The organism is Fibrella aestuarina BUZ 2, assembly GCF_000331105.1.
Lineage (GTDB): Bacteria > Bacteroidota > Bacteroidia > Cytophagales > Spirosomataceae > Fibrella > Fibrella aestuarina.
Map to the genome: position 1 here is coordinate 6,230,956 of NC_020054.1, position 17,212 is coordinate 6,248,167.

Consider the following 17,212-nt stretch of genomic DNA (forward strand, 5'->3'; position numbering starts at 1 on the left):
GCTAGCCGATCAGGTAGTTACCGGAACCATAATCTCGACACAATTGCCGACGGGGTCAGCCGGGTAGTGATGCAGCGTGGCACCAATGTTTTCGGCCCGACTTAACACGCTGGACAACCCCTTGCCTTTTCCATTGCCCTTGAAATCATACACCTGGCCGTTATCGTGCAGCTCGATCATCGTACCCTCGTTGGTTTGGTTGGTGAACGCGATAATGACCTGCGTGGCTGTCGAGTGCTTCATCAGGTTGGTGGTGAGCTCAAGCAGGATGCAGTACAGCTCAATGTCGGTTTGCTTGTTGAACTGGGGGGTTGCGTCGGCAATGAGCTTGAACTGCATGCGTTTGTTCACGTTCAGATCGGCTACCAGATTCGACAGCGCGGCGTAGAGGCCCTTTGTCTCCAACACAGCGGGTAGCAGGTTGTGCGAGATGTTGCGCACTTCATGGTAGGCATCGCCTAGTAGTTCAAATACGCGCTGATACACCTGCTGTTCCGCCGGATGCAGAACGTCGGTATCAATGGCCTGCATCTGAAACCGAATGCCCGAGATCATGCTGCCAAGATTATCATGGAGCTCAGACGCTACTCGTCGGCGCTCCAGCGTCTGGCCGCGCGTCATAGCCGTTTTGATCTCATCGTAGGCCGCCTGCAACTGCCGGGTACGTTCTTCTACCCGCCCCTCCAGCTCCTGATTGAAGGCTGTCAGCCGGGTGTTAGCCTGCTCAATTTGCTCATTTTGCTGAGCGATTTTGCGGTTTTTCCGGCGCAAAAGCCGTTGGTTAAACACAAAATAGAGCAGAAATAGGCAAGCCGCCGCTACACCTACCATCAGGCTCGTTGTCCGGAAGCGTTCCTTGGTCAGTTCGGCTTCTTTTTTCTCGTTTTCGTAGGCGTAACGAAGCCCATCGATGCTTTTCTTCTTGAGGATTTTGTCGTTGATCAGCTTCAGCGAATCATACCGCTCGAGGTCCCTGATCGACTCACCGAGCAGGCCGTTGGCTTTTTCAGCTCTGTAGGCGGCATCGGCAATGTACGCCCCGAAAAACGGTTGGGCGGCGGGCGTCATCTGCTTGGCCAGATTGGTCAGTTCGAGCGCTTTTACGTTGTTGCCCATACCCAGGTAAGCCAGTGCCTGTTCGCTGATCGCGAAGGCCTTATTGTCAGGCGTACGTTGACCGAAGTAGGCAATCGAGCGCTCCAGGTAGTCGATACTTCGCTGCCAGTGGCTGGCTTTGCGCTCTGCTGATCCCAGGTTTGAGTAGGTCCAGGCAAGGGCCAACGAATCCTTCCGCCGGTGTGCGTCACGAATCACCTCCAAAAACAGAGAACTGGCCTTCCCATAGGCTGCCAAATTCATGTAGCAGAGCCCGATGTTGTTTTTAACTATTACATAATCGCGGGCGGTGGCGATGCGTGGGTTGCCCTGCTCAATAGCCAGCGTCTTTTTATAATGCATCATCGCCAGCCTATATTCTTCGAGCGAGAAATAACAGGTCCCTAGCTGGCTGTGGCAACGGGCGAAAAATGCCATGGGTGCCTCGGTCCGCTCGCCCGTTTTGAGGGCGTCGATACACTGGTCGATGGCCTGATAGATGTAGTTCTTGCGAAAGAGCAGTATACCCTGATACAACTGCTGCCAGGGCTGGGCGGCGGTCCAGCGGTGCGCGGCGATCAGCTGACGGGTACGTTGCAGGTACGTGTCGGCCAGCGTGTCGTTTTTTTCGAGCAGCACCAGTTCCCACAGGGTTTGCAACCGGGCTGTGTCGTTGCGGATCGACGTACCCGGCGCTGGCAATCGGGTCAGGACGGCCCGCAGGCTATCCAACCGATTTGCCGACTGCGCGACGGATGGCGCGCAGCAAACCAATACTAAGAACGCCGCCAGAGCGACTCGCATAGCAGGTACGTCGTTTTGGGTCTGAATATAGCCGAAAACGACGTACCTGCTATGCGAGTCGCTCTGGCGGCGATCTTAACCCTTGGCGTAGCATCAGGCCGATGATGGGGCTGGGTACGTTGCGGGCGGCTACCGGCTCACTTCCCGCCCTTCCGGATCAGTTCCTTTGTGTAGGTCAGCACCGAGTCCGTGTGGTTCAATACATCGTCGAGGGTGAAGCTGACGGCGTGGTCGGGCAATGTACCCCGTCCTTTCTGAAGGGGCTCGGGCACGGCGTTGCGGTACGAAACGAGCGGCGTGGTAACCTGGATACCCGACTGAGGCAGCGTCAGGTGAACGAAACTGCCGCCGTTGCCTCCTTCATACGCCCCGCCTGACTCTTCGCCGATAAACGTTCCGACCCGGTTGGCATGGGCCACGGCCAGAAACTCCGACGTCGTTGACGCGCTCGCTCCGTCCATCAGGATATACACGTTCCCTCGAAATCGGTTGGGTTTAGGCGTGAACCTAGCGCTGCTCCCTTTAAGCGTGAAGGTGCCGTCGGCTTCGCGTTCCAGTTCGTTTTTCACGTTCTTACGATTCGCTTCCGATAAATCAGAGAACTTGATAAACTCCGACTCAATATCGTTGGTGAGGCTGTGTTGCCGGGCACAATACTGGACCGCCGTATCTGCTTTCGCCAGGTACCGGAACAACTCAATCCCCTGACTGTCCCAGCCGCCGGGATTGGCGCGGAGATCAACGATCAAGTGCTGAATCCCCTTTTTAGTCAGCGTAGCCATGAGCTTGTCCATGAAGGCGTTAAACACCGTGACGGCTTCGGCACTGCTGTTTACCCCCCTTCCACCGAAACTATCGATCCGGAGGTGGGCCGTTTGAGGTACGTCGTCGGGAAAAGTGACGCGCCAGGGGTGCCGGGTTGGTTTCGTATTGTACCACGCCAGCATCTGTTTGTTGACCGCCAGCTTTTGCATCTGGCTGAAAGCGGCCGTGAAAGCCATGGCCGGTGCCTCCACGCGCACCGTATCGCCACTCAGGTTCTTGAACGTGAGGCGATACGTATCGGGTTGGTCGATAAACCAGTAATAAAACAGATTAAACAACCAGCCTTTCATCGCCTGGCTTCTGGAGGTCTGGATGAACCCATCGTCCCAGTGGTAGGGCTCCAGTATGGCCTGAATCGCGTTGATAGACTGGCCGTTGATGGTTAGTAGTTCATAGCCAGGTTTTACACGCTCATCAACCGAAAACAGCACGTAAGACTTGTTTTGGGTTGGTACCATGAAGAAAGGCAGTGTTTTCCAGGTGCGTCTGAACAGGTTGTCGAAGTCTTTGTGCGGTAGCGCATGCGTATGCGCACACCGGATACTGGCCAGAAGCCCCTCAATTTTCCCGTAAAATGCGTAGAAAGGGAGTGGGTGTTGTAGCTGACCGGCCAGGCTATCCAGCCGCGCCTGCATAACGGGCCGGGGTACGTAGCGATACAGACCGGGGTGCGTTTCCTGTAGCAGTCGGCGCAGGTAGGCCACGTCGGCCTGCATGGCAGCGGGTGTCAGGCGGCGCGTTCGGAGCGAATCGCTCTGTGGAAAAGCGATGGTGGCATGAATGCCTAAAAGCAGGGCTGTGAGGAGGCGTACCGTTTTCATAGCTGTTGGTCATTTCTGCCAAAGCAAGGCCACGTAGCCACCTCAGACTGCTCAAATCCTGATTTGATTGCTGTTTTTGCCCGATTGCTGGGCGTATTCTTTCGGCGAAAAGCCGGTTAGCTGCTTGAAGACCCGCTGGTAGGTTGCCTGCGAGTTGAAGCCGCACGCAAAGGCAATGCCCGTGAGCGTGAAATGGGCATAGGCGGGGTCGGTCAGGCGCCCTTTCACGGCCTCGACCCGATAGGCATTTACAAAGCCGTTGAAGTTGGTCGCCTGGTGTTGGTTCAGGACGGCCGAAATCAGCTTGGGGTTGAGTTGCGTATGCCGGGCCAGTTTATCGAGGGTCAGTTCGGGATCCAGATAGATCCGGTCGGTTTCCATCGCATGGGTCAGGGTAGCGGCCACCTGCGTTACCGTTTCGGCGGCCAATTCCGCCCCGCTGGTCTTGGTGAGCATTGGCTCGGTTTCTTCACGCGCCCACTGATAACCACGCAGCCCCAGCCAATAAATCAGCACGGTGATGGGTACGTAGACAAGGTGCCAGCCAAGCTGTTCAATCAGCGGGACGCGCCAGCCGGGAATCAGGTACGTTAGCATAAACAAAAGCCAGATCGCCTGCAAGCCGATGATTCCATTCATGAACTGCCGCAGCCAGTTGCGTTTCCGTTGCGTCGCTTCGGTGCCTTGCGCCGACTGCTCGAACCGAACCAGCTTCAGCCGGGTCAGAATCAGGTATGTCGTTAACGAAAGCCAGCGCGGGATGTCGGCATAGGTATCATACGCCTGCATAGCCTGTCCCCAGTCGGGGCCGTTTGCCTTCGGAATCAGGCCCGCCAGCCAGCCGATAGCGAATGTCCAGCCGATGATGGGCTTTCCCCAGTCAAGCAGCACGGCGTAGAAATGCCGCCGTTCGGGCCGGCCCAGCCGGAATGCCGGGTCCAGGACCGACTGCGTATAGAAGTAGATAAGCGGTCCCAACGGCATCACCATGATCCACGGGATCAAATCGAGCGCGGCGCCAATCCAGGGATGTACGATTGGCACGCTCATGGCGAAGCTCATCAGGGCCAGGAAAAACAGCAAGGCTCCCAGCAGCCGATTCGATACGCGACGCCCTTTCCGACTAAACCACAGCAGCCCCGCCAGGATGAACCCCTGTACTGTTCCAAGCAGCAGAATCAGGTCGAGCGGGGCGATGGTCATGGGTCTTGTCAGTGGCTGATTACCCGGATGCTGTCTTTCACGAGCAATGCTTTCTCTTTCAGCGCCGCCACCGACGCATCGAGCACGGTGATGTGGCCCATTTTACGGCCGGGGCGGGTCTGGGCTTTACCGTAGAAGAACGGCGACACACCGGGCATGGCCAGCAACGTACCCAGCCCTTCATACTGCGCCGGGCCGCTGTAGCCAGGATCGCCCAGCAGGTTCACCATCGCGGCGGGGCCGTGGGCGGTGGTGTCACCCAGGGGCAGGTTCAGAATGGCTCGCCAATGTTGCTCAAACTGCGAGGTGCGGTTGGCCCGGATGGTATGGTGACCACTGTTGTGGGGGCGCGGGGCCACTTCGTTGATAAGCACCTTACCCTGCTTATCCAGAAACAGCTCAACGGCCAGCAACCCAACAATGCCGTAGGCCTCGGCAACTTGCCGGGCAATAGCCTGCGCCTGCTCGTCGACGGCGGGTGTAATGTCAGCGGGAGAAAAAAGAAACTCGACCAGGTTCAGTTCGGGGTGAAACGCCATCTCGACCGTTGGGAAGGTACGTACCTCACCATCCGCATTTCGGGCGACGATGACGGCCAGCTCTTTCTCGAAATCGACGGCTTTTTCGAGCACGCCGGGCGCGTCGAACGCTTTGTTAGCGTCGGCAGGCGTAGCAATACGCTGTACGCCGCGCCCATCGTAGCCATCGCGACCCAGCTTATGAAAAGCGGGAAGCAGTTCAGGTACGTCCTGCGCGAGCTGGGCGACGTGGGCCCGATCGTCGGTCAGGATGAAGTCGGCCGTGGGCAGGTTGTGCGCCTGGTAGAACCGCTTTTGGGTACGTTTGTCCTGAATCTGGCGGATGACGTGCGGCTGCGGATACACGCGCTTACCTTCCCGCTCCAGAGCCTCAAGCGCGTCGACGTTCACTTTTTCAATCTCGATGGTCAGTACGTCGACCGCCTGCCCGAACTGGTACACGGTGTCGTAGTCGGTGAGTGCCCCGACGGTAAATTGGGTGCAGAGGTCTTTGCAGGGTGCCTGCGGATCGGGGTCAAGGCAGTGAATGCGCAGGTTCCAGTCGATACCCGCCTGAATAAGCATGAGGCCCAGTTGCCCCCCGCCCAGTATGCCGATGGTTTGATTCATGAATGAGGATGAGTACGTGGATGACGTGGATTTTCGGGATGAGCGCGGATTGGAGGAAAAGCGGGTATGAGAGACTAGTAGACGGCATTTTGTCATCCCGACGTCAGGAGGGATCTTGACGCATCCTTGCTTGTAAGCCAGGGTACATCAAGATCCCTCCTCGCGTCGGGATGACAAAAACAATTACAAACACTCCTCTCAAAAGCCACGCTCATCATACTGATCCACGTCATCCGTACGGTCCGCCGCAGCGGTTCCCAGCTATTTTACGTTGTCGATATTAAAATGCAGCCCCCGGTTGTCGCGGCGCGACATGGCGGCTTTAATGACTAAATAGGCCACTTCGATCATGTTACGCAGTTCGGTGATGGGCACTGAAACCTTCGACTGACGGTACAGTTCTTCGTGTTCAATGTACAGCAGTTCGAGGCGATCCATAGCCCGTTTGAGACGCCGATTGGAGCGCACAATGCCTACGTAGTTCGACATGATGGCTTCCAACTCACGCTTGATCTCCGTCACCAGCACCAGTTCTTCGGGATGGGTGGTGCCGCTATCATCCCAGGCCGGGATCTCCTGGTGAAGCTGCGTTTCCTCAAACTCCTCGACCGACTTCTCGTAGGCGCGGTGCCCGAACACGATCGCCTCCAGCAAGGAGTTAGACGCCAACCGATTGGCCCCATGCAGGCCGGTGCACGCACACTCACCCACGGCGTAGAGGTGGTGGATGTTGGTACGGCCGTACTCATCGACCCGAATGCCGCCACACATGTAGTGCTGCGCCGGCACGACGGGAATAAAATCTTTCCGCAGGTCGAGGCCGAGTTTGTCTTTGCAGTAAGCGGTGATGTTGGGGAAGTGCTCGATGAATTTCTCGTAATCGCAGTGGGTCACGTCGATGTAGACGTGCTGTGAACCCGACTTTTTCATCTCGGAGTCGATGGCGCGGGCCACAATGTCGCGCGGGGCCAGTGAGAGGCGGTCATCGTAGTTTTCCATGAACGTCTCTCCCTTTATATTTTTCAGAATACCGCCGAAACCCCGCACTGCCTCCGAAATGAGGAAGTTGGGTTTCTTGCCGGGTTCGTAAAGCGCCGTGGGGTGAAACTGGATAAACTCCATGTCCTTACAGATCCCTTTGGCGCGGTAGGTCATGGCGATACCGTCGCCAGTCGCAATAACCGGGTTGGTCGTATTCTGGTACACCTGCCCGATTCCGCCCGTGGCGACGAGCGTCGTGCGGGCCAGAAACCGCTCGACCTGCCCGGTGTTGGTGTCGAGCACAAATGCCCCAAAGCACTCGTTGTTGGAGTCGTAGCGGTGTACCGTTTCGCCCAGGTGGTGGCGCGTGATCAGGTCGACGGCGAAGTAGTGGGTAAAGATTTCGATGCTCGGGTACAGCTTGACGGTGTCGAGCAGGGCGCGTTCGATTTCGGCCCCGGTCACGTCCTTGAAGTGCAGAATCCGCTTGTCGGAGTGCCCGCCTTCTTTGGCCAGGTCGTAGTCGCCGTCGGCTTCTTTATCGAAGCGGGTGCCGTAATCGATCAGTTCCTGAATTCGTTGCGGGGCTTCGCGCACCACGATCTCCACGATCTCCGGATCGCTCAGGTAATCGCCCGCCACCATCGTGTCATGGATGTGCTTTTCGAAGGTATCGTCGGGCGACCATACGCCGGCAATCCCGCCCTGCGCGTACTTGGTGTTGGTTTCGTCGGCCTGTACTTTGGTGATCACGCCAATCCGCACGTCGCGCCCTTCCTGCTTATAGTGCCGGGCCAGTTTGGTCGCGTAGCTCAGCCCCGCAATGCCGGAGCCGATGATCAAATAATCGAATGAGTGGGGCATCAGGTTTACCGTTTAGTGCCTCAAAGATCGTTATCCGCCGGTAACTTTATAACCAGTAAGGGCTCCGTTGCGCGATATCCCCCAGATACGGCACAACGGAGCCCTTTTTGTGTGGCGTTTATTTATCGTAGACCCCTACCAGTTCCACGACAGCGTGGCCGATACCTGACGGGGCGCGATGGGGTTAATGCTGTTGTCGTCGTGTACGTTGTAGCTGAGTTGATTCAGCAGGTTGGTCACGTTGGCGCGGATAGCGTAGCGGGCCCGAACGTACCCAACCGAGGCGTTCAACTGCGTGTAGGCGGGCAGTTCGATCAGCCGGTAGGTGTCATTGGCCACGGTCACCCGCGTTGAGCGGCCCGCCTGCCGTTCGCCCACATAGAAGGCCGTGAAGCCCAGTTGCAGGCCCTGCCCGAAGCCGGGGCGTTGCAGCGTGTAGAACAGGCTCGCGTTGGCCGTGTGGTTGGGGTTGTAGCGCAGCAGGCTCCCCACGATGTAGGTGTTGCTTTGCGTGTAGCGCGTTTCGTTGTAGCTATAACCCGCCAGGAACGAGAACCCACGAATGGTCTTGCTTTTCACGTCGACTTCCACGCCCCGGCTGGTGACTTCACCCGCCAGTTCTTTAATGTTGGCGTTGGTGTTGCCGTTTTCGAGGCTCGTCTGGGCCAGGTTGCTGTTCTTGATCTGGTACACCGTGGCGTTAGCCGACAGCAGCCCGTTGAACAGGTCATTCTTGATACCGGCTTCGTACTGGTTGATGAACGAGGGCGGCAGCGCGTTGCCCGCTACATCGACGCCCGTGTTCAGGGCGAATGAGTTGGCGTAGCTCACAAACAGGGCGGTTGTCTCGCGGGGTTGGTACACCAGCCCGAAGCGGGGCGTAAAGGCGTCGTCGAAATTACTGGTTGTGGTAGCCTTGTTGTCGTTCAGCGTCGTGACGGTGCTGCCCGTTTGCTGGTAGCTCCAACGTACCCCGGCCAGTACTTTCAGTTTGTTGGTTAGCGCAATCAGGTCCTGCACATACACCCCGGCCCGGTCGATCGGGGCCTGTGTCAGCTGGCGGGCAGTCAACGTGGGGATGTCAGTACGAAGGCGGTACTTGGCCGGATTAAATACGTTGATGGTGTCGTATTTCGCCAGCGGGTTAAACGCCGTCGTGTTGGTGCGGTAGCTGTCGGCGTCGGCCCCGATCAGCAGCGTGTGTTTGATGGTGCCCGTGCTGAATTGCCCCGTCAGGTCGATTTGGCCGATATAGTATTTTTCATCGACCTGGGTACGTTGGATACCGCGCTGCCAGTCGCCGTTGGTTTTGATAAACTGGCTGCTGGCGTTGGGGCGCGTGGTGCCAAATTGGTCACTGCTGAAATCCTGCAAGCCGCCCGTGGCACGTACCTGCCATTGGTCGGTCAGGCGGTGGGTCAGCGTGGCGGTTACCCCCGTCTGGTTTACCTGGTTGTAGCCCCAGGCAGTGCCCAGAAAACGGTTCCGGGGTACGTCGGGAATGGCATAGTTGATCGCGCCGATACCGAAGTCGAGCGTCCGTTTGTCGCGGAGGTAATCAGCTTCGACCAACAGTTCGGTACGGGTACCGATTTTGGCCAGGATCGACGGGTTCAGGTAGATTCGCTCGCCGCGCACATCGTCGCGGAAGCTGCGGCTGTTTTCGTAGGTACCGTTTAGGCGTACGGCAATGTTCTGCGTCAGGCCCGTGTACACGTCGAACGAGGGCTTGTAGAACCCAAAGCTACCAACCCGCATCGCTACCTGCCCGCCCGACTCAAAGCGCGGTTTTTTGGTCACCAGGTTCAGTATACCACCGGCGGCTACGTTACCAAACAAAATGGCCGACGAGCCTTTGAGTACCTCAACCCGCTCCAGCGATGATACTTCGGGCATAACGCCGTTGTTGAACCGAACGCCGTTTTTGAAGGTATTGCTGCTGCCGAAGGCAAAGCCCCGGGCCGAGATTTCTTCCTGAAAACCGCCCGTGCTGCCCGAGATATAGACCCCGTTGGTATTGGCCAGCACATCGCTGAGGCGCAGGGTCTGCTGCCGGTCGAGCACGTCGCGCTCCACCACGGCCACACTTTGGGGCAAATCCATTGGCTTAATCGCCACTTTGCCCACCGTTACCGGCACCTGATTGGTCGATTTGTAGCCCTTCACCAGTACCTCGCCGAGTTGACGAGCCGTTTCGGTCAGCGTCAGGTCGAGTTGCGCGTTTTGCCCGGCCGTTACGGTGATGGTCTGCTCCTGCGTTTGCAAGCCCACAAACGACACCACCAGCGTGTGCTCGCCGGGGGCCAGGTGGCGCAGGTGGTAGCTCCCATCGTCGGCGGTGGTAGTGCCTTTAGCGGTGCCTTTCACCGTAATGGACACGTAAGCGGCGGGTTGGCCGTCCTGCGTGACGATGCGGCCGTGTACGCTACCACGCTGGTTATCGTCATCGTCGTTAGCCAGGATATAGGTTGGCACCGACCGGCTAATGGCGTGACAGGGATTGAGTACAGGTAATAAAAGAGAAAGGAATATGGTGGCGTTGGTACGTATCGAAATCGTCATGCGCTAATCAATACTTCTATTTAGACTTAGTATTGATAGTGCAAAGGTTGACTCTATTTAGATTCAATCAAAACAATTGAGGAAAAATTATAGAATTTGTCTAAATAGTAGAAATCATAGGCCCAGCCTGCGTCTTTATGGCTGCGTATAAACCCTATTTAACCAAAATGCGCTTAGCTACGACCCCGCCGGGATGACGAGCTGTCAGCAGATAAATGCCTACAGTTGGCGCGGGTAAGATCAGGGTTATTTCACCGGTTGGGGCCAGCTGGGCGCCAACGGCAATAGCACGCCCCTGAATATCTGTTAACTGGTAAGTGGCCCCGTCGAGGCCTTGCGGAATCAGACGCACCTCATTTCCCTGCACCGGGTTTTCCAGGACCATTAGTGCCGGTTGAGCCTCGTCGCGCTGAACAGCCACGGGCCGCCAAACCGTAGACCGCCCATCGTGGTCAAGCTGGCGTAGACGGTAGTAGCTAGTGCCACCCAGCGGCTGCGTGTCCAGCAAGCCATATTGCCGACGTACCTGACTAGTGCCACTAGCCTCTACGGCGCCAACAGGCAAAAATTCACCCAGGTCACGACTCCGTTCAACCACAAACCGGGCGGCGTTCTGCTCGCTGGCCGTTTGCCACGATAGCGACACGTAGCGGCCCTCCGGCGTAGCCCGAAAGTATGTTAGTTCAACGGGTAGCGCACCAGACAGCCCGCGGTTAGTCATCACATCCGGGCCATCAATTGCCGCGGCCCCGTTCATCCGGTACGAATAACTAGTTGGGGCCGTCCCGATGGTGATAAGCGAATTGGCATTCTGGCCCCTCACCGTCGACCCCGCCCCTACAATGACCGTCGACTGATTATTTGACAACAGCAACGTGTTATTGCCCCGAACGTCTAGCGTGGTGTTGTTGCGAACGATAATCGTTACGTTTCCACTGATCGTAATCGCGCTGGTAATGGTCAGGTCGTGCTGAATAATGATTGTACCCGAAAACGTCCCGGACGGCGCCGCGCCGCAGCTCCAGACAGCGTTGGTTGCCCAGTCACCCGCACTGGTGGTTGAGCAGACTTGTGCTTTGGCGGTAGTTAGCAGCCAGATACTGAACAGACTGATCAATAGACCTTGTTTCATGGTAGCACTGGTTATGGTGGAGCACAAGATATACTTAAGTAAAACCAATAAACACGCCACATAAAGCGATTGTTAGTTTCCGTATACATAATTAGTAGCGGGTGGCGTCATGGGCATTGCTTCGCCGGTTCCTTGTCGATGACCGTTAACTTTTGAGAGCAGGCAGCAGTTGAGAATGTATCGATTCATTCAACAACTCAGTATGACCTCGCACAACCGGATTCTCTATTGGTTTCGTAACGATCTGCGCCTGCACGACAATGAGGGCTTTGCGGCGGCCTGTATGCAGGCTCGGCAAGTACTGCCCGTTTATGTGTTCGACCCGGCAGCCTTTCGTTTGCTACCCACGCTCAACTTGAAAAAGACGGGGCTGCTACGGACCAATTTCCTGCTCGAAGCTGTCGCCGATCTGCGAAGCAGCCTCCGCGCCCGAGGCGGTGATCTGATTGTGCGGGTGGGTGATCCGGCCCGCGTGCTGGCCGATCTGGCCGAAGAGATTGAGGCCGACGCCATCTACGCCAGTAAAGAAGTGACCTCGGAAGAGACCGACGTGGAGTCGGCCCTGTCGAAGCGGTTGAAACCCCTTAACATCGACATCGAATTTTTCTGGACCAGTACGCTCTACCACGTCCGTGACCTGCCTTTCAATGTGGTCAAGCTGCCCGATGTATTCACGGCCTTCCGTCAGCAGGTCGAAAAGCACGTTCAGGTACGTTCCCTCGTCGCGACGCCCGACCGGATTAACCTCGCGGGCCATATTGAAGCGGGGTCGCTTCCTACGCCCGATACGTTTGGGTTCGACGCTGAGACGCAGGCAGTGGCGGCGAGGCCCGATAACCGCGCTGCCGTGCCGTTCAAGGGGGGTGAATCGGTAGCGCTGGCCCGGCTGAACGCGTATATCTGGGGACGCGAGCTACTCAAAACCTACAAAGAGACCCGGAATGGCCTGTTGGGCGAGGATTATTCGAGTAAGTTCTCGGCCTGGCTGGCGCACGGTTGCCTGTCGCCCCGGCAGCTTTACCACGAGATCAAACGCTACGAACAGGAGCGAGTAGCCAACGAGTCGACGTACTGGCTCATTTTTGAGTTGATCTGGCGGGATTTCTTCCGCTTTGTCGCCCTCAAATTCGGCACGCGCATCTTCAAACCATCGGGCATTCGGTACGACATCACCAAAAAGTGGGACCATGATCTGGCTCTGTTTCACCAGTGGACCGAGGGCCAGACGGGCATTCCCTTCATCGACGCCAACATGCGGGAACTGCGTCGGACGGGGTTTATGAGCAATCGGGGACGCCAGAACGTAGCCAGCTTTCTGGTCAAAGACCTCGGCATCGACTGGACCTGGGGCGCTATGTGGTTCGAGAGTCAGCTAGTCGATTACGACCCGTGTAGTAACTGGGGCAACTGGAATTACCAGGCCGGTGTCGGCAACGATCCCCGCTCGGGCAACGGCAATCAACCCCGCTATTTCAACATACTCGGTCAGGCTAGCCGCTACGACGAGCAGGGCGCCTACGTGAAGCACTGGCTCCCCGAACTCAGCAATGTACCGGCCGACAAGGTCCATCAGGTATCGACCCTCACTCCCGCCGAACAAACGGCCTACGGAGTAACACTGGGCAACCAGTACCCGCTGCCCATCGTCGACCCCGCTAAGTGGCAGGCGGAAGCACGGTGACTGTATAATGTACCATGTATGATGTACGATGCACAATGGGCTCACGCGCTACCATTGTTCATTGTGCATCATACATTGTACATTCGCCAATCCCTACCGCACCGCATTACCGTACATACCTACATGAAGCTCAGTGTCATTATTCCGGCTCTGAATGAAGAGGCAACCATTGCGCAGGTGGTTACTGATGCCATTACGTTCTCCGACAACCAATTGGTCGAGGTGATCGTCGTCGATGGAGGTAGCCGTGACCAGACGGTTGAGCAGGCTCGCCGCGCTGGCGCTACCGTGCTGACCTCGCCCCGACCGGGCCGCGCCGCCCAGATGAACCACGGTGCCGCCCATGCCACCGGTGACGTCCTTTATTTTGTGCATGCCGACGTTCGGCTCCATCCCGATTTCCTGACTGACATCCGGCAGGCTATTGCCGATGGGTTTCCGGCAGGTCGCTACCGTTTTCGCTTCGATTCGGACCACCTGCTGCTCCGGCTCAACAGTTATGCCACGCGCTTTGGTGGGGTGGCGAGCCGGGGTGGCGATCAAACGCTGTTTTTACAGCGCGATCTGTTCGATAAACTGGGCGGGTTCGATGAGCGATTCGTCATTATGGAGGATTTTGACATCATCACGCGGCTGGAACAAATGGCCCGCTTTGCCATTATTCCGAAGAATGTGGTTGTGTCGGCCCGGAAATACGAGCGAAACTCCTGGCTACGCGTGCAACTGGCTAATCTGATGGCCGTCGTGCTCTTCAGGTGCCATGTATCACCCAATCGGATTGCGAAGACGTATAAACAACTGTTACACTAGGTTACAAACTGATTCATATACTTAACTACTTATAACTAGTTCATAAATTTTAATACAGGCAACTACTTAGCATCCTTTTAATCCTGTCAGCCTATAGACAAATTTGTTGCTGACAAGCATTATCATTTCATTAATCTTCCTCAACTATGGAGCAATCGCTACGTCGATTCCTGCTGCTTGTGGTGGTGTTTGGCCTTTCGCTAGGAATGGCCATTGCACAGAACCGCGAGATCAGGGGCAAAATCACATCGGCCGAAGACAATTCACCCGTTCCTGGCGCCAGCGTTGTTGTGCTGGGTACGTCGCGCGGCACCACCGCCGACGCCGACGGTAATTTCCGCATTCAGGCCAACGCCGGCCAAACCCTTCGCATCAGCTTCATCGGCAACAAGTCACGCGACGTAGTCGTTGGTACGACCGACGTCATCAACGTTTCGCTGGCCCCCGAAGCCGGCAATCTTAACGAGGTCGTGGTTACGGCCCTGGGGATCAAACGGGAAAAACGGCAGCTAGGGTACGCCACTGCCGAAGTGAAAGGCGACGAACTGGCCGCGTCGCAGCGCGACAACTACATCAACGCCCTTCAGGGCCGTGTAGCTGGTTTGCAGGTGGCTACGTCGAGCGGCATGCCTGGTTCGTCGTCGACGGTGCTCATTCGCGGTGTCAACTCGATCAGCGGCAACAACCAGCCCCTGTACGTAATCGACGGGATGCCCATCAGCAACAACACCGCCGCCAGCAACAGCTTCGTAGCCTCGAAAAACTCGGCTACCTCGTTTGAAAACCGCACCGTCGACTTCTCGAACCGGGCGCAGGACATCAACCCGAACGACATCGAGTCGATCACGGTGCTGAAGGGTCCCGAGGCGGCCGCGCTCTATGGCGTTGATGCGGCCAACGGGGCCATCATCATCACGACCAAGAAAGGTCGGGCGGGTCAGGGCCGGATCTCGTACAGTTCGACGTTTACCTGGCAGCAGCCGGGTCCGCTGCCGCAGGTGCAGCGCGTATATGGGCAAGGGAACAACGGCCTGTCGCAAAACTCCAGCTTCGCCGCGTTTGGTCCCCGCTACACGGAAGCCGACACGCTCTACAACAACAGCGAAGGTTTCCTGCGCACGGGCCTGGGGCAGCGCCACAACCTCGCGTTCGACGGCGGTACCGACCGCTACACCTACCGATTCTCGGCGGGTTATCTGAGCAGCCAGGGGGTTATTCCGACCACCAACCTCAAGCGTTTGAACCTGACGCTGGGCGGCACGGCCAAAATCACCGACAAGCTCTCGCTCGAATCGACGATTCAGTACATCAACACCGACAACGTGAAGGTGTCGAAAGGGGCCAACAGCTTTTTGCTGGGTCTGCTATCGTGGCCGGCCAACGACGACATTCGGGAATACATCGACCCAACGACCGGTCTGCGCAAACGCGTGACGACAGCCAACACGGAGGTCGAGAACCCGTATTTCGACGTCAACAAAAACCTGCTTCGTGACCGCATCAACCGGGCGATCACCAACGTTGGTCTGAACTACACCTTCACTGACTGGCTGACCTTTACGGGCCGCGTCGGGCTGGACGTGTATTCGGGCAACTACCTCATCAAATACCACCCGCAGTCGAACCGCGCTGGCGGTGTGATCGCGGGCTCGCTCGATCAGGCCACCGACAACGGCCGGGTCTTTACGGGCCAGTATTTCCTGACGGCCAAGAAGCAATTTGGCAAGGTGAGTACGTCGTTGCGCGTGGGTCAGGCGATCTACGACAACGAATCCAACACGCTGGCAACCCGGGGCGAGAAGTTCCTGAACCCTGAGTTTACGTCGATCAACAACACCGACCCGCTCACGCAGAAATCGCTGTCGACGCTGGCCCAACGGCGGCTGATCGGTGCTTTTGCGGATGCCACCATCGGCTATGACGATTACCTGTTCCTGACCGTAACGGGCCGTAACGACTGGAGCAGCACGTTCCCGGCCGCCAACCGCTCATTCTTCTACCCCTCGGCTTCGTTGAGCTTCGTGTTCACCGATGTGCTGCCCGACGGCGGTTTCCGCAAGGCGCTGAGTTCGGGTAAATTCCGGGTGTCACTGGCGCAGGTAGGTAAAGAGGCGCCCGCTTACAGCACCAACCAGGCTTACGAAAGCCAGACCACCACGGGCGGCGGCTTCAGCTACGGCTTCACCGCACCCAACCCCTTCCTGCGCCCCGAGAAGGTCAATTCGTTTGAAACCGGTTTTGCGCTTCAATTCTTCAACGGCCGGCTGGGTCTCGACGCGGCTTACTACCGCACCACGAGCCGCGACCAGATCATCCGCGATCTGCGCATCAGCTACGGTACGGGCTTCGTCCTGAAAACCATCAACGGCGGTAGCCTCTTTAACGAAGGGGTCGAACTGTCACTGACGGCCGAGCCCATCCGCCAGCCCAACTTCTCGTGGTTCTCGACGCTGAACTTTACGAAAACCAATAGCCGTTTGCAAACCCTGCCCAACGACCTGACGGAGTTCTATAACTCAGACACCTGGGTAGCCTACAACATCCGGAATGGTGCCCGGCCGGGTGGCCCGCTGACCACGTTGACGGGTAACTCATACCTGCGTAATGATCGGGGCGACATTCTGATCAACCCAGCAACGGGTCTGCCCATCACCGAAACCGTTTGGCGCGTCGTGGGCGACCGGAACCCTCATTTCACCATGGGTTTCCTGAACACATTCCGCTACAAAAACCTGTCGCTCAACCTGCTGCTCGACATCCGCAAGGGGGGCGACGTGTTTAATGGCACCGAAGATTATCTGTACCGCAACGGATTGAGCACCAAAACGCTGGACCGCGAAACCCCGCGCGTTATTCAGGGTGTGCTGAAGGATGGGCTGGAAAACACGGCCAACCCGACGCCGAACAATATCCAAGTGATTCCCTACTACAGCAACGGCTTCTACGGCTCAGCCAACACGACCACAGCTACTCTGGCCGACGAGACCTTCATCGAGCGGAACGTAAACTGGCTGCGGGTGAAAGAAGTGACGCTGCGCTATGCCCTGCCACCTACGGTACTGGCCAACTCGCGGGTGTTCAAATCGGTGAGCGTGTTTGCCACCGGCACCGACCTGCTGCTGCTGACCAACTACACGGGTGGTGACCCCGGTGTGAACGCCAGCAACAGCGTGACGGGGGGCTCGGGTGGTTATGGCATCGACTACGGCAACATTCCGCTGCCACGCGCCTACAACGTCGGTATCAGCGTCGGATTCTAGACAAACTAGTCCTCGGTTCACGATTC

General features: G+C 57.2%; 10 protein-coding genes. 3 read left to right on the plus strand and 7 right to left on the minus strand.

Annotation, left to right across the window (positions count from 1 at the left end; translation table 11 throughout):
* Window positions 1–9: 9 nt before the first annotated feature.
* From FAES_RS29335 to FAES_RS29340, 7 genes are all read right to left on the minus strand, one after another.
* Window positions 10–1,899: a tetratricopeptide repeat-containing sensor histidine kinase gene (locus FAES_RS29335; protein WP_015334148.1), complete on the minus strand. Its 1,890-nt coding sequence runs from the start codon at window positions 1,897–1,899 to the stop codon at window positions 10–12.
* A gap of 137 nt (window positions 1,900–2,036) precedes the next feature.
* Window positions 2,037–3,545 (minus strand): S41 family peptidase, encoded by a 1,509-nt coding sequence (locus FAES_RS25815; RefSeq protein ID WP_015334149.1) that lies wholly within the window; start codon window positions 3,543–3,545, stop codon window positions 2,037–2,039.
* Window positions 3,546–3,596: 51 nt separating this feature from the next.
* Window positions 3,597–4,748 carry a helix-turn-helix transcriptional regulator gene (locus FAES_RS25820; protein WP_015334150.1) on the minus strand — a complete coding sequence of 384 codons (1,152 nt, stop codon included), beginning with the start codon at window positions 4,746–4,748 and terminating at the stop codon, window positions 3,597–3,599.
* Between the two features lie 8 nt (window positions 4,749–4,756).
* On the minus strand, window positions 4,757–5,896 hold the full coding sequence (locus FAES_RS25825) for a 5-(carboxyamino)imidazole ribonucleotide synthase (protein ID WP_148289454.1): 1,140 nt from the start codon (window positions 5,894–5,896) through the stop codon (window positions 4,757–4,759).
* 261 nt (window positions 5,897–6,157) lie between these two features.
* Entirely contained in the window at window positions 6,158–7,741 is a 1,584-nt protein-coding gene (nadB, locus tag FAES_RS25830) for an L-aspartate oxidase (RefSeq protein ID WP_015334152.1), read from the minus strand.
* A gap of 135 nt (window positions 7,742–7,876) precedes the next feature.
* Entirely contained in the window at window positions 7,877–10,303 is a 2,427-nt protein-coding gene (locus tag FAES_RS25835) for a TonB-dependent receptor (protein ID WP_015334153.1), read from the minus strand.
* Window positions 10,304–10,457: 154 nt separating this feature from the next.
* On the minus strand, window positions 10,458–11,435 hold the full coding sequence (locus FAES_RS29340; RefSeq protein WP_015334154.1) for a T9SS type A sorting domain-containing protein: 978 nt from the start codon (window positions 11,433–11,435) through the stop codon (window positions 10,458–10,460).
* A 202-nt stretch (window positions 11,436–11,637) separates the two neighbouring features.
* Here FAES_RS29340 and FAES_RS25845 point away from each other — a divergent pair, with 202 nt between their 5' ends.
* From FAES_RS25845 to FAES_RS25855, 3 genes are all read left to right on the plus strand, one after another.
* The gene (locus FAES_RS25845; RefSeq protein WP_041258409.1) at window positions 11,638–13,116 is read left to right on the plus strand and encodes a DASH family cryptochrome; all 1,479 of its coding nucleotides are present in this window, start codon (window positions 11,638–11,640) and stop codon (window positions 13,114–13,116) included.
* A gap of 123 nt (window positions 13,117–13,239) precedes the next feature.
* The gene (locus tag FAES_RS25850; RefSeq protein ID WP_041258410.1) at window positions 13,240–13,926 is read left to right on the plus strand and encodes a TIGR04283 family arsenosugar biosynthesis glycosyltransferase; all 687 of its coding nucleotides are present in this window, start codon (window positions 13,240–13,242) and stop codon (window positions 13,924–13,926) included.
* Window positions 13,927–14,072: 146 nt separating this feature from the next.
* Window positions 14,073–17,186 (plus strand): SusC/RagA family TonB-linked outer membrane protein, encoded by a 3,114-nt coding sequence (locus FAES_RS25855; protein ID WP_015334157.1) that lies wholly within the window; start codon window positions 14,073–14,075, stop codon window positions 17,184–17,186.
* Window positions 17,187–17,212 lie beyond the last annotated feature (26 nt).

Bases quoted from the DNA above. Each gene is read 5' to 3' on its own strand.
- FAES_RS29335 (WP_015334148.1), bottom strand. From the start codon at position 1,899: ATGCGAGTCGCTCTGGCGGCGTTCTTAGTATTGGTTTGCTGCGCGCCA.
- FAES_RS25815 (WP_015334149.1), bottom strand. From the start codon at position 3,545: ATGAAAACGGTACGCCTCCTCACAGCCCTGCTTTTAGGCATTCATGCC.
- FAES_RS25820 (WP_015334150.1), bottom strand. From the start codon at position 4,748: ATGACCATCGCCCCGCTCGACCTGATTCTGCTGCTTGGAACAGTACAG.
- FAES_RS25825 (WP_148289454.1), bottom strand. From the start codon at position 5,896: ATGAATCAAACCATCGGCATACTGGGCGGGGGGCAACTGGGCCTCATG.
- nadB (WP_015334152.1), bottom strand. From the start codon at position 7,741: ATGCCCCACTCATTCGATTATTTGATCATCGGCTCCGGCATTGCGGGG.
- FAES_RS25835 (WP_015334153.1), bottom strand. From the start codon at position 10,303: ATGACGATTTCGATACGTACCAACGCCACCATATTCCTTTCTCTTTTA.
- FAES_RS29340 (WP_015334154.1), bottom strand. From the start codon at position 11,435: ATGAAACAAGGTCTATTGATCAGTCTGTTCAGTATCTGGCTGCTAACT.
- FAES_RS25845 (WP_041258409.1), top strand. From the start codon at position 11,638: ATGACCTCGCACAACCGGATTCTCTATTGGTTTCGTAACGATCTGCGC.
- FAES_RS25850 (WP_041258410.1), top strand. From the start codon at position 13,240: ATGAAGCTCAGTGTCATTATTCCGGCTCTGAATGAAGAGGCAACCATT.
- FAES_RS25855 (WP_015334157.1), top strand. From the start codon at position 14,073: ATGGAGCAATCGCTACGTCGATTCCTGCTGCTTGTGGTGGTGTTTGGC.